Genomic DNA, 14,026 nt, shown 5'->3' with positions numbered 1-14,026 from the left:
TTATGCTTTTTTACTTACTATTTTTTCTATTTCGTCAACTATACGGTTAGCTGAATCGGGCAATGCCATAGCCTTTATATTAGAAGACAACATCTTTAATACTGAATCGTCTTTTATAACCCTTACGGCTGTAGGTATAAGATTTTCAATTGCGTCAGCATCTTTTACCATAACCGCAGCATCGTGATCGACCAGCGCTTGTGCATTTTTTGTTTGATGATCTTCGGCTACATTAGGTGAAGGCACTAATATAGTAGCTTTACCCAACAAACTTAATTCAGATATCGAACTTGCTCCAGCTCTCGAAATAACCAGATCTGCCGCTTTGTATGCCAGATCCATTCGGTCTATAAAGTCATGTAAATGAATGTCACTGGTTGCTCCTTTTGTGTCCAAACCCAGAGCTATTTCGTGCTGATAGCGTTCTCCCGCTTGCCAGATAATCTGTATACCCGAATCTGCTAGTAATTTAAGATTCATAAGAATACTCTGGTTTATCGTTCTCGCCCCTAGACTACCTCCGATAACAAGTATAGTCTTTTTCATTGGGTTTAGCTCAAAGAACCTCATTGCCTCTTCGAGAGATGTATCGCTCTGCAAATCCTGACGGCAGGGATTACCTGTCAATACAATTTTATCTTTCGGAAAAAACTTCTCCATCCCTTCATAGGCAACACATATGCGAGCAGCTTTTACCGCAAGCAACTTATTAGTTACCCCTGCATATGAGTTCTGTTCTTGTATAAGTGTCGGAATTCCGTTTCGGGAAGCTATTTTTAATAATGGACCACTGGCATATCCTCCTACCCCGATAGCTATATCGGGACGAAACGTCTTCACTACCTTACGGGCTTTCAACAGACTTGTCGCCAGCTTTTTTAGTACCGGTATATTTTTGAGCAGGTTTTTACGGTTAAATCCTGCTACGGGAAGACCTACAATCTTGTATCCGGCTGCGGGTACACGGGTCATCTCCATCCTGTCTTCAGCTCCAACAAATAAGATTTCGGCATCGGCATGACGCAATTTTATAGCATTTGCAATGGCTATCGCAGGAAATATGTGTCCGCCTGTTCCTCCTCCACTTATTATTACTCTCATAGTTCTGATTATATTATATTGTCGCCTTTCTTATTCGTATTCTACATTAGCAATACTCTCATCCACATCTTCATGTTCGTCTTCTTTCGCATTGGAACATGCTAATATTATACCAAAATAAACACAGGTTATAATAGTAGATGTCCCCCCCCTGCTTATAAGAGGCAAAGGTTGTCCGGTTACAGGTATCAGATTTACTGCTACCGCCATATTAGCCAAAGCCTGTATAGTAATCAGCATTGCCGACCCAAGTAGTAAATACCGGGGGAACAACTTCTCGCACTTGGAGGCCAGCATTCCCGCCCTGATCATCAGGGCAACATACAGCAGAAGGGTGAATAAGCCTCCCAGAAGCCCCATCTCCTCCAATATAATGGCGAAAATGAAATCGGAATATGCCTGAGGTAAGAAATCACGTTCGGTACCACTGCCCGGCAAGCCTACCACTTTTCCGTTGGCAATCGCAATCTTCGCGTGTGATACCTGATAATTTTCGTCCGTTATTTTATATTCACCGTTTTCCGAAACCTCTTCATCTGCTGCCGAATGCCTGTCAAGACGAGCCTGCCAAGTAGCGAAACGATCAGGCAAATAAGCTTTTGCTGTAGAATGAGGAACCAATGTCAGAGTTCCTACCAATAAAGCCAGAGATGCCACACCTACGAGAGCTATCAGAGCCAGTTTTTTCAAGTCGACCTGCCCGACAAACATCATCAAATAACAGACCATCAGTATCAAACAGGCCGTCGACAAGTTCTCGGTAATAATCAGCGCACAGGTAATACCGATACCTCCTAACAACCATTTGAAAACCATCGATTGGTTATTGTCTTTCAACTTGCTAAGGAAGAACGCAACATACCCTATCAATGCCAGTTTGGCTATTTCGGATGGCTGAATGGTAAATACACCTCCTACTCCAAGCCAGCGTTGGGCGCCATTGACATCGGTTCCCATAAACATCGTCAGGATGAGTAACAGCCACGACAACGGCAAAAGCAAAAGCAATGCCGACAGGTAACGGGTAGGCACCCTTTGTAAAAACACAACCGAGCCAAAGCCAATCATTAGAAAAACAGCATGGCGGAAAATAGGCCCCCAGTGGTTGTGCTGGCGATAAACAATTGTACTCGAAGCACTAAAAACCTCGAGTAATGAAATGATACATAATGCTATGAATATGCACCAGATCGTTTTATCTCCTTTAAAGATACGGTCAAAAACGTTCATCGCTTCTTATTAATATTATTATCAAAGTTTCCGTACCCAGAATTTGAATTGATCACCCCGGTCTTCGTAACTTTTGAAAAGGTCAAAGCTGGCACAGCAGGGAGATAATAAAACCGCATCTCCGTCATTAGCCAATTTATAAGCTTTGTTCACAGCTTCTTCCATAGATCCTGCATCTTCTATTTCGGTAACTTTTCCATCGAAAAATTTATGCAGCTTAGAGTTATCTACACCCAAAAAGACCAGTGCATGCACCTTCGACATTACCAGCTCTTCTATTTCGGTATAGTCATTCCCTTTGTCTTTGCCGCCTAAGATTAAAACCACTTTCGATTTCATGCTCTTTAGGGCATACCAGCAAGAATTGACATTTGTCGCTTTCGAGTCGTTTACAAACTGAATACCTTTAACAGAGGCGACCTTTTCCAAACGGTGTTCTACACCTTTAAAATCGCTCAACGATAGCCTTAGTTTCTCGTCTGTTATATCTAACAACTTGGCAGTTATTCCTGCTGCCAATGAATTATACAAATTGTGTGTACCTGTAAGTGCTAATAAATCTTGTTCCATTTCAAATACAGATTTTGGTGTACGTATATATAGTTTGTGGTTGTCCGAATAACCTGCAACTCCTTCTTTTTTGAATTCGGTAAAAGAATAAAGAGTTGCTTTGGGTTGGAGTTTTACTACCTCTTTTGTAACGATGGGATCTTCGCCCCAATATATAAATGCATCAGCCAGTGTCTGATTCCGGACAATCCGCATCTTGGCATCTATATATTTTTGCATATCATGATCGTAACGATCTAAATGATCGGGTGTTATATTCAGCAGGATTGCAATATCCGCTTTAAAGTCATACATATTATCTAATTGGAAACTACTTAGCTCCAATACATAATAATCATAATTATTCGCAGCAACCTGACGGGCAAAACTCTGTCCGATATTGCCTCCCAATCCGACATTCAACCCGGCCGATTTGAGAATATGATAAATCAGGCTCGTTGTAGTTGTTTTACCGTTACTGCCTGTAATACATATCTTTTTCGCATCGGTGTATCTTCCTGCAAATTCTATTTCCGAGATAATCGGGATATTCTTTGATTTTGCTGCAACAATAAGAGGTGCTTCTTCCGGTATCCCGGGACTTTTGATTATCTCGTCAGCCGAAAGAATAAGGCTTTCGGTATGCCCCTTCTCTTCAAACAGTATATTCTTTCCGGATAATTCCTGCTTATATTTATCCTGTAAAACTCCGCTATCCGAGAGAAAAACATCGAAACCTTTAGCTTGTGCCAGAATCGCTGATCCTGCACCGCTTTCGCCTCCTCCAAGTATTACTATTCTTTTCATCAGTTATTCTTATAAAGAATATTATCTCATCTTCAATGTTATTAACGTTATTGCCGCCAGAATAATACCGATAATCCAGAAACGTACAACGATCTTGGATTCGGGAACCGGATTAAACGGCTTCTGAATCAATGCCTGTATACCTGCATTTCCTGTTTTTTGAAAATGGTGGTGCAAAGGTGTCATTTTGAAAATACGGCGGCCTTCGCCATATTTTTTCTTTGTAAACTTGAAATAAAATACCTGTAGCATTACCGAAATACTTTCTACGAAGAATACTCCGCAAAGTATAGGTAACAAAAGTTCTTTATGGATAATCACAGCAAACACCCCGATTATTCCTCCAAGAGTCAAACTTCCGGTATCTCCCATAAATACTTGTGCCGGAAAAGCATTATACCATAAAAAACCGACTGTAGCTCCTATAAAGGCTGCTGCAAATACTACGAGCTCCTCACTTCCCGGAATAAACATAATATTCAGATACGAGGCAAACTCCACGTGCCCAGACACATAAGCCAATATACCCAGAGTAACCCCGATTATGGCAGAACTTCCTGCTGCCAAACCGTCCAGTCCGTCCGTTAGGTTTGCTCCATTAGATACTGCTGTTACGATGAAAATCACAACTATAACAAAAAGAACCCATGCCGCGGGGGTTGAATACTCTCCCAGAAAAGACACAAAAGATTCGTAATCGAGATTATTATTTTTGAAAAACGGAATGGTCGTTTGCGTAGATTTTACTCCATCGACAGTATATGTCACTTGCTCAATAACATCATCTGCATTACGGATCTCTGTATTCTCACGCACTATTACCGAAGGGCTCAGATATAATGTTAACCCGACAATCAATCCTAAACCAACCTGTGCTACTATCTTAAACCGTCCATGCAAGCCTTCTTTATCTTTTTTAAATACCTTTATATAATCATCTAAGAAACCCAATGCTCCCAGCCAAATTGTTGTTACCAGCATCAGTATTATATATATATTCTCGAGACGTGCTAATAACAGAACCGGACATATTATAGCCACAATAATGATAACACCCCCCATAGTAGGTGTACCCTTTTTGCTTAACTGCCCTTCGAGCCCCAGGTTCCGTACAGTCTCACCTATTTGCATCAATTGAAGTTTATCGATAATCCTTCTACCTATAACAGTAGATATAATTAGTGATAACAGAATGGACATAGCTGCCCTGAAAGACACATACCTGAACACTCCCGCCCCAGGTAAATCTAATGAATCCAGATAATTAAATAAATAATATAGCATTATATAATATATAAATTAATCAGTTTACAACCCTAATATAGACCTCACAATTTCCCTGTCATCAAAATGATGCTTTATTCCTTTTACATCCTGATAATCCTCATGTCCTTTTCCGGCAATCAGTATTACATCTCCGCTTTTTGCCAAGGTATATGCAGTTTTTATTGCCTGTTCCCGCTCTACAATACAGAGAGTCTTTTTCATCTGCACAGGATCCAGCCCTGCAACCATATCGTCGATAATTGCCTGTGGCTCTTCGAAACGGGGATTATCTGAGGTCAAAATTACCTGATCACTCAAACGTACTGCTTCCTGAGCCATGATCGGGCGCTTTGTTTTATCCCGGTTTCCTCCGCATCCGACAACACTTATAACCCGTCCTCCACCATCGAGCACATCATGGATTGCATCCAGCACATTAGTCAAGGCATCAGGCGTGTGTGCATAATCAACAATAGCTGTAAATCCATCATTCGACCTTATTGTCTCGAAACGTCCTGAAACCGAACGCAAAGTACTGAGTACAACCAAAACCTTGTCAATATCCTGTCCCAGCAAAACAGCAGCACCATATACTGCCAATAAATTATATACATTGAAAACCCCGACAAATTGAACTTCGAGTTCGCGTCCATTTATCTCAATGGCTGTTCCATCAAAATGTTTTTCTAATATACGGGCTTTAAAATCGGCCAAAGATTTAACTGAATAGGTATGTTTTTCGGCTTTCGTATTTTGTAACATTACGAGCCCGTTTTTATCATCCACATTTGTCAAGGCAAATGCCGTGGCAGGTAAATTATCGAAGAACATTTTTTTAGCTTTCAAATATTCCTGCATTGTCTTGTGATAGTCGAGATGGTCCTGTGTTAGATTCGTAAATATTCCTCCTTTGAATTGAAGCCCGCTTATCCTCTTTTGGTGGACAGCATGCGAACTCACTTCCATAAAAGCATATTCGCAACCCGATTCTACCATCTTTGCCAAAAATTCGTTCAATGAGATTGGGTCCGGCGTAGTATGTGTCGCCGGATATTCTGTTTCGTTTACATAGTTACAAACGGTTGACAAGAGACCTGCTCCAAAACCTAGCTGAAGAAACATTTTATAAAGTAGTGTGGCAGTTGTCGTCTTACCATTTGTTCCGGTAACTCCTACCAGATTTAATTGTTGAGAAGGATGCCCAAACCATGCCGAAGCAATTTTACCAACAGCATCTGCGCTGTCTTTTACCTTTATATATGTTATGCCGGGGGTTAAATCAGCCGGTTCTGTTTCATACACAATAACCTTTGCTCCCAGCTCTATTGCCTTACCTATAAAGTCATGCCCATCGGACTGAACTCCGCGAGTTGCAATAAAAATAAAGCCTTCCGAAACTTTACGCGAGTCTGAAGCAATTCCTTTTACAATTACATTTTTTTCGCCTTGTGTATCAATTATATCATTCTGGATATCCGATACTAATTCTTGCAACTTCATAACTAATCTTTTTCTATTTTAATTCTAAAGATATAAGTGAACCTTTTACTATACGGCTTCCTGCAGGGATAGATTGCGACATAACTTTACCGTATCCGGTAATCCTTACCCGTAAACCTACTTTTTCCATCAGAAACAAAGCATCTCTGGCTCCCATGCCTTTAACATCCGGAACCAGTCCGTTTTCAATCACATTTTTGCGTATATCTATATTGTTTATCGTCGGACTTGCTGTTACCCATTCAGCATCACTCTGAGGCTGAACATATGGCAATTTAAGTTCGTTTAAAACAAGTTCGAGATTTTTCTTCAACCCGTTTTTGACATAAGGCGTCATCAGTAAAGTTGTATCAGGTTTACAAACTGCCGGAGCCATGTATACATTCCTCGAATATACCTGCTCTGCTATTTCTTTAAAAACACCACCGGGCATTAATCCTCCAGACGGTACTCCTTTAGGACGCCTGATACCTACAAAGCAAGTATACAAGGGTTTTTCAGCAGGAAAATATCCGCAGAATGACACATAGTAACCACTACCGTACCGTCCCTCGGATGCGATCATGGCAGTACCGGTCTTCCCTGCAATCTGGAATGATTTTGAACCTACAAATTTACCTGTTCCTTCATTAATAACGCCTACCAACATCTGCTGTATCTCGGCTAATGTTTTTGGAGAACATAACGAGGGATTGATCACCTCGGTGGTAAATTCCTGCTCAATCTTTCCATCGTGCATAAATGCTTTTGTGATGAATGGTTTTATCATCTTCCCTCCGTTAGCAATTCCATTATAGAACATCAACATATAGATGGGAGGAACCTGAGTTTCGTAACCAAACGACATCCACGGCAATGTAGTTCTCGACCAATAGTTCGATTTATCGCTGGGGTGCCGTATTATCGCCGTACCTTCTTTTCCCTGCAGCGGAACATCCCAATCGATCTTCTTTGTTATTCCTGTTTCATAAAGGCGCTGCACATACCTTTCGGGATTTTTTTCATATCCTTTCAGTATTGTTTTTGCGACAACAATATTAGATGAAATCTGTATACCCTGAGCCACCGTTAAATCACCTTTATCTACCCCATGCCTCCAATAATGATCCCTGATAGTACGTCCTCCATATTGATACAACCCTGTACCGACATGGAATTTTTCATCGGGTGTAACAACCCCGTCTTCCAGGGCAATCATTATCGAAAGGGTTTTAAATGTAGATCCGGGCTCGCTCATATACGAGAAGGCATTAGGATTACCTTCGGCATATACACCTTCTGAAATTCTGTCCAAGTTGGATATAGCTTTAATTTCGCCTGTAGCTACCTCCATTATAATAGCTGTACCCGATTCGGCGCCTGTTTCGGCAAGTTTGGAATATAGTGCTTTTTCTGTTATATCCTGAATATCAACATCAATGGTGGTCTTTACATCCCAACCATCTTCGGCAGGCACTTCTACGACATCCAACCATCTACCTTGTATTTTTTGACGGCTCTTTACTCCGGGCTTACCTCTCAATATCGAGTCGTATTTCAGTTCGATGCCACTGGCTCCCCCTTTTTCCATATCTTTATAGATGGATCCTATTGTACGCCCGGCAAGACGTCCGAATGGTTTTGCCCTCATAGACCGCTCCTCTACAATCATCCCTGTACGATTCGACCGCTGATTAAGGAAAGGATAAGTACGAAGTTCTTTTAGTTCCACGTAATTGACATCCCTTTTTATCAAACGGATATAACGGCTCTTTGGTCTGAACTTTTTATCCGAACCGCTTGCCTTAATCCTTTCTATTTCGGCCAATTCCCTACGACTGAGATCCCAGCCGTTAAGAATCAGGTTTTTGTATTGTGTAGCATTTCTGTCCGGATATTTTTTTGCCAGAGCTACCGACAGATCACCGACATACTTCATCAATGTATCTTTACGGATACCTTCGGCCATAAAATCCATATAAACTCCGTATAACGGTTCACTTGTTGCCAACAACCGTCCATCTACAGCATATATATTACCCCTGTTAGGCTTTATTTCGCGGTCTTTCTTTATAGTTTCCTTAACCCCCAGCGCACGCCATTGTTCGCCTTCGACAAACATAATACGCACAATATATACCAAGATGGTTATAAACACAGCTAAAAACAGAAAAACAATAAAACCATAACGGTTTATTATTGTTTGCTTCTTACTTTTTATATTATTATTGTCTTTAGCCATTACTATATATATTCCTAAATATCTTTATTCTTTAGTTTTTACTTTGAATGCGGGTTCTGTTGGCGACTGCAATCCCAGTCCATTATTATCGACCATAGATTGCACTCGGGTCTGCCGGCTTACACTGGTCAGTTCGGATGAGATAGTTAACGATTCGTATTTTACATCTTTCATCTCCAGTTTTAGAGATTCAATTTCTGCCCGTTTCGCTATACAGCTATATCTATTACTGATGTACAACACAATAATAACGAATACGACCAGCATAAAACGGGTATTTTTAAGAAAGAAATCCTCGGTAAGGATAGTCCCGCTCAAAACATGCATTGTATTCTTTCGTATATCTTTCAGACTAAACTTCATAAGTCACTCCTCCAGAGTCATTTCTTTTCTGCAATCCGTAATTTAGCACTACGGGAACGAGGATTTACAGCCTGCTCTTCGTCCGATGGCACAATTACTTTATTATTAACCAATAAAAACGGTGTATTTACATTACCATAAAAGTCCTGCTCAACCGTACCTTCAAAATTCCCTGTCTTGAAGAAATTTTTCACAAGACGGTCTTCCAGCGAATGATAAGTAATAACCGACAATCGTCCTCCGGAATGGAGAACATCTTTTGCCTGAAGCAGCATTTCTTTCAACGCCTCCATTTCCTGATTCACTTCTATACGCAGAGCCTGAAAAGCCTGCGCCAATATCTTTTTCTCTTTTCCTCCTTTAGTATAAGGTGTAAGAATCTCCAACAAGTCCTTTATTTGGCGGAAAGCTTTTTCTTTTCTTTTTGCTACAACCTTTGAAGCGATCTGACGCGACTGCTTCAACTCGCCATACAGATACAACACATTCGCTAAATCTTCTTCCTGATACTCATTCAGCACTTTTGCCGCAGTAAGGCTTCCCTGCTGATTCATTCTCATATCAAGATCACCTTCTTCAAACCGAAAAGAAAAGCCTCTTTGATCATCATCGAAATGATGCGACGAAACCCCCAAATCAGCCAGAACCGAATTAACAGATTCGACATCATGGTATTTCAGGAAAGTTTTCAGATAACGAAAATTACTTCTGATAAAAACCAGACGCGAATCGCCTGTTATATTATTGACAGCATCCTCATCCTGATCAAAAACATAGAGACGGCCTTTATCTCCAAGCCTCGACAATATTTCCCGCGAATGCCCTCCGCCTCCGAAAGTCACATCTACACAGATGTCACCGGAAGAAATATTCATCCCGTCAACACTCGCTTTAAGTAACACAGGAACATGATACCCATCGGCCGTAATGAAATTATCTTTGCTTTTATTTTCAACCATGAGAATTCTCCTTATTCATTATCTCCTGAATCTGGGCTCCGAAATCAACAGGATTAACAAGAGTAGTTTCCAGCCTGTCTTTACTCCATATCTCAATACTGTTATCCACTCCTAAGAACTGAATCTCTGCACCCGCCCCTATCATTTGCAGATAGCGCTTCGGAATCAGCACCCGCCCGCTGGCATCGATCTCCAGACGTTCGGCATCAACAACAAATTGCCGGAAAAGCTGCTGCTGGGATTTATCCCACCGGCTCAAACGGCTTCTCAAACATTGTACTTCTGCGTCCCATACATCGACAGGATACAAAACGAGGCAATCTTGAAAGATATCTTTGCGAAGTATAAGCACAGACTGAGCTGCGCCCTGCAATACCTTACGAAAGGCGGCTGGCACAAAAACCCTCATCTTTGCGTCTATCTTAGCATCTATACTTCCTAAAAACTGCATTTATCTTATCTTTTCAGTCTATTTTGCCTACTATTAATACAATAGAGCGTAAAGTTATAAAATAATCCACTTTCCCCCACTTTAAAACACCATGTTTTCTTAAAAAGTTTTCAACAGGTCATCTTTTCTAGTATTCAAGCCATTAAGAGCACTATATTTTATGCTTTTGCAAGTTGATACATTCTACAAAAAATCTTAAACACTCAGCAATATATCCGATACATCTGTTATCATTTTTATAAAAGGGTTATCTTTACGGCGAAAGGAAAATCAATATAAAAGATGGAAGACCTGAGTGAAACATCGACCCCTAACATCTTAGACCTGGATAAGGTTTTTAAAGGAAAAGCTCCTAAATTGTACGCCAAGACTCCGTCTTTCGTCATCAACTACCTGAAAAGGAAGGTACATATAGATGAGCTGAATGAGATACTCACCATCTATGCCGATAAATACGGGGTAGATTTTATGGAAGCTGTTGTCGGTTATTTCGATTTAAAACTACATGTCGAAGGGTTGGATAAAATAAAGAATGAAGGCAGATATGTATTCGTATCAAACCATCCTCTTGGAGGGCTCGATGGTATTTGTTTATCAGCTATTATCGGCAAAAAATTTGACAAGAAAATCAAATATCTGGTCAACGATATCCTTTATTACATAAAAAACCTGCAACCCATATTCGTTCCGGTAAATAAATACGGCAAACAGGCTAAAGATAAAGCAAGAGCTATACACGACGCATATGCTTCGGACGATCAGATCATCACCTTCCCGGCCGGCATGTGTTCGCGGAAAATGAAAGGGAAAATAATCGACTTAGACTGGCACAAATCCTTTATCCAGAAAGCAACCGAGACAAAAAGGGACATTGTTCCAATTTATTTTAATGCTCATAATTCGAATTTCTTTTATAGATTTGCAAATTACAGGAAAACTTTGGGCGTTAAATTCAATGCCGAAATGCTGTTTCTTCCTGATGAAATGTTTAAAAATAAACATCAAACATTTACTGTTATAGTCGGAGAGCCTATCAAATGGGAAACATTGGATAAATCGAAGACCCCACAGCAATGGACAGATGAAATCAGACAGATTACATACAATTTAGCACCGGAAAAGTAATAGGCACTTATCAATCGGAATACCTGAATAAGTGCTTAAACAAAACGCTATAATTGTTGGAACAAATCTTTAATACTCACTGTTACTTACTATATGGATAGTATTATTCCTGAAATAGACAAGAGACTGATTAAAGCCGAATTGACGAAAGATAAATTCTTACGGAAAACGAATAAGGCTAACAACGAAATTTATATTATCACACACCACAACTCGCCTAACACCATGCTGGAGATAGGCAGGCTGCGTGAAATTGCATTTCGATACTATGGAGGGGGAACCGGCAAAAGTACTGATATAGATGAGTACGACTTAATGGACAATCCGTATAAACAACTGATTGTATGGAACCCCGAAGCACAAGAAATACTCGGTGGCTATAGGTTTATTTGCGGGCCGGATATCGAATTCGATGAGAAAGGCGAGCCTATACTGGCAACCTCTCACCTGTTCCATTTTTCTAAGAAATTTATCACCGATTACCTTCCTTATACAATAGAATTGGGACGTTCGTTCGTGTCCCTTGAATATCAAAGTACAAGAGCCGGATCGAAAGGTATTTTTGCCTTAGATAATCTTTGGGACGGATTGGGAGCCCTTTCTGTTGCAGACCCTACAATGAGATATTTTTTCGGAAAGGTAACAATGTATGACACATACAACCCTCAGGCACGGGATATGATTCTGTACTTCATGAACAAGCACTTCCCTGATCCTGAACACCTTGTATATCCGAAGCAAAACCTAAATATAGATACGGACAAAAAGATACTGAAAAGATTATTCGACGAGGACGATCTAAAGACCGACTACAAAATACTGAATACCTCTGTCAGAAAACTGGGAATCAACATTCCTCCGTTAGTGAATGCCTACATGGGATTATCACCCCAAATGAAAGTTTTCGGCACTGCCATCAATGACTCTTTCGGTAATGTAGAAGAAACCGGAATACTTATCGATAAAGATGAGATACTGGAAGAAAAGCGTAAACGGCATATCGAGTCGTACCTGCTTGATAAACCGTCGAAAAGATTCCTTAAGAGATTACGTCAAATGATTAACTGGAGTTGGTCTTCTTACAAAACAGGCAGAACTACAAAAACGGGCAGAACTACAAGCCGTTTTATCAGAAGGCGCAGGCTCGAAGAATAATAAAAACCACAAAAAAACGATTAGTCTTATACATTAGCTTTTCGTATATTTGTATGAAAATCCGATTACAACTGATGAAATACAAAGTAAAAGGCACCGCTACAATCCACAGCAACATACAACTGGCTGCATCTAAAAGCATCAGCAACAGAGCGCTTATTTTAAGAGCGCTTAGCAACAGCCCTTATCCGATCGAAAACCTGTCCGATTGTGACGATACCAGAGTTATGGTCGAAGCATTTTCGTCTCACGATCATTTATTTGATATCGGAGCGGCAGGTACTTCTATGCGTTTTCTTACCGCATATCTCTCGCGGATTCCCGGAGAATGGATCATCACAGGTACCGAAAGGATGCAAAAACGCCCTATCAATGTGTTAGTTGAAGCTCTTAATGCAATAGGAGCTCATGTCGAATACCTGAAAACAAAGGGTTATCCTCCATTAAAGATCAGAGGTAAAGCTCTCGAAGGTGGAGAAGTATTTCTTTCGGGAGGAATCAGTTCGCAGTTCATATCTGCCCTGCTGATGATAGCCCCGACTATGGAAAAAGGCCTTATCATTCATTTGGAAGGAAATATTATTTCTGTTCCCTATATCAAACTGACACTAAAAATGATGGCCGAATTCGGTGTAAAATCGGAATGGACAGGCAATACCATTAAAATATTTCCAAACGAATATCGTCCCGTAAAATATACGGTCGAGTCCGATTGGTCCGCTGCGTCGTACTGGTACGAAATAGCTGCCCTAAGCAACAGTGCCTATATAGAACTGAAAGGCTTATTTAAAGACAGCGGGCAGGGCGATTCGAAAGTTGCTGAATTATTTGTTGACTTAGGCGTAAGTACAGAATTCACGGCAGATGGTGTTATTCTGACTAAAACCGACCGTGTAGCAAAGAAAATGTTCCACAACTTTGTGAATGAGCCCGATTTAGCGCAGACCTTTGTGGTTACTTGCTGCCTGATGAATGTACCGTTTCTGTTTACCGGACTACAAACCTTAAAGATAAAGGAAACCGACAGGATTGAGGCTTTAAAAGTTGAAATGAAGAAACTGGGGTATGTCATCACCGACAGGGAAGACAGTATCCTTGAATGGAATGGCGAAACCTGCGAACCGGAAACGAATCCCGTTATTGCTACGTACGAAGACCACCGCATGGCTATGGCATTTGCTCCGGCTGCGATTAAACTCCCACATTTACTTATTGCCGAACCTATGGTAGTAACTAAATCTTATCCTAATTATTGGAATGACCTGAAAAAGGTCGGATTCGAAATAGAGGAAATCTGAA

The 14,026-nt window shown here is 40.6% G+C and carries 12 protein-coding genes; 3 read left to right on the top strand and 9 right to left on the bottom strand.

Annotation, left to right across the window (positions count from 1 at the left end; translation table 11 throughout):
- The 9 genes from murG to BUC12_RS02535 are packed head-to-tail and all read right to left on the bottom strand — an operon-like array spanning window position 1 to window position 10,447.
- Window positions 1-1,110, bottom strand: a complete 1,110-nt coding sequence (gene murG, locus BUC12_RS02575; RefSeq protein ID WP_062175599.1) for an undecaprenyldiphospho-muramoylpentapeptide beta-N-acetylglucosaminyltransferase — start codon at window positions 1,108-1,110, stop codon at window positions 1-3.
- 21 nt (window positions 1,111-1,131) lie between these two features.
- The gene (locus BUC12_RS02570) at window positions 1,132-2,331 is read right to left on the bottom strand and encodes an FtsW/RodA/SpoVE family cell cycle protein (protein WP_062175598.1); all 1,200 of its coding nucleotides are present in this window, start codon (window positions 2,329-2,331) and stop codon (window positions 1,132-1,134) included.
- 21 nt (window positions 2,332-2,352) lie between these two features.
- Window positions 2,353-3,687 carry a UDP-N-acetylmuramoyl-L-alanine--D-glutamate ligase gene (murD, locus tag BUC12_RS02565; RefSeq protein WP_062175597.1) on the bottom strand — a complete coding sequence of 445 codons (1,335 nt, stop codon included), beginning with the start codon at window positions 3,685-3,687 and terminating at the stop codon, window positions 2,353-2,355.
- 21 nt (window positions 3,688-3,708) lie between these two features.
- On the bottom strand, window positions 3,709-4,971 hold the full coding sequence (mraY, locus tag BUC12_RS02560) for a phospho-N-acetylmuramoyl-pentapeptide-transferase (RefSeq protein ID WP_062175596.1): 1,263 nt from the start codon (window positions 4,969-4,971) through the stop codon (window positions 3,709-3,711).
- Between the two features lie 24 nt (window positions 4,972-4,995).
- Window positions 4,996-6,453, bottom strand: coding sequence for a UDP-N-acetylmuramoyl-L-alanyl-D-glutamate--2,6-diaminopimelate ligase (locus tag BUC12_RS02555; RefSeq protein ID WP_062175595.1), 1,458 nt, complete (start codon window positions 6,451-6,453; stop codon window positions 4,996-4,998).
- Window positions 6,454-6,466: 13 nt separating this feature from the next.
- Window positions 6,467-8,674 (bottom strand): penicillin-binding protein, encoded by a 2,208-nt coding sequence (locus tag BUC12_RS02550; RefSeq protein WP_062175594.1) that lies wholly within the window; start codon window positions 8,672-8,674, stop codon window positions 6,467-6,469.
- A 24-nt stretch (window positions 8,675-8,698) separates the two neighbouring features.
- Window positions 8,699-9,037: an FtsL-like putative cell division protein gene (locus tag BUC12_RS02545; RefSeq protein WP_062175593.1), complete on the bottom strand. Its 339-nt coding sequence runs from the start codon at window positions 9,035-9,037 to the stop codon at window positions 8,699-8,701.
- A 17-nt stretch (window positions 9,038-9,054) separates the two neighbouring features.
- The gene (rsmH, locus tag BUC12_RS02540; RefSeq protein WP_062175592.1) at window positions 9,055-9,996 is read right to left on the bottom strand and encodes a 16S rRNA (cytosine(1402)-N(4))-methyltransferase RsmH; all 942 of its coding nucleotides are present in this window, start codon (window positions 9,994-9,996) and stop codon (window positions 9,055-9,057) included.
- Complete coding sequence (locus tag BUC12_RS02535; protein ID WP_062175591.1) at window positions 9,989-10,447, bottom strand: division/cell wall cluster transcriptional repressor MraZ; 459 nt, start codon at window positions 10,445-10,447, stop codon at window positions 9,989-9,991. The genes rsmH and BUC12_RS02535 overlap by 8 nt, the downstream gene beginning before the upstream one ends.
- A 282-nt stretch (window positions 10,448-10,729) precedes the next feature.
- On the opposite strand from BUC12_RS02535, the gene BUC12_RS02530 reads away from it, so the two are divergent.
- The 3 genes from BUC12_RS02530 to BUC12_RS02520 all read left to right on the top strand — a co-directional run bounded on the left by BUC12_RS02530 (window position 10,730) and on the right by BUC12_RS02520 (window position 14,025).
- Entirely contained in the window at window positions 10,730-11,572 is an 843-nt protein-coding gene (locus BUC12_RS02530) for a 1-acyl-sn-glycerol-3-phosphate acyltransferase (protein ID WP_062175590.1), read from the top strand.
- 93 nt (window positions 11,573-11,665) lie between these two features.
- Complete coding sequence (locus BUC12_RS02525; protein ID WP_082141850.1) at window positions 11,666-12,727, top strand: GNAT family N-acetyltransferase; 1,062 nt, start codon at window positions 11,666-11,668, stop codon at window positions 12,725-12,727.
- A 74-nt stretch (window positions 12,728-12,801) separates the two neighbouring features.
- Window positions 12,802-14,025 (top strand): 3-phosphoshikimate 1-carboxyvinyltransferase, encoded by a 1,224-nt coding sequence (locus BUC12_RS02520; protein WP_062175589.1) that lies wholly within the window; start codon window positions 12,802-12,804, stop codon window positions 14,023-14,025.
- Window position 14,026 lies beyond the last annotated feature (1 nt).

The organism is Indolivaga macrotermitis (assembly GCF_900128985.1).
Classification (GTDB): domain Bacteria; phylum Bacteroidota; class Bacteroidia; order Bacteroidales; family Dysgonomonadaceae; genus Dysgonomonas_A; species Dysgonomonas_A macrotermitis.
This window is presented reverse-complemented; position numbering and strand designations above follow the sequence as displayed.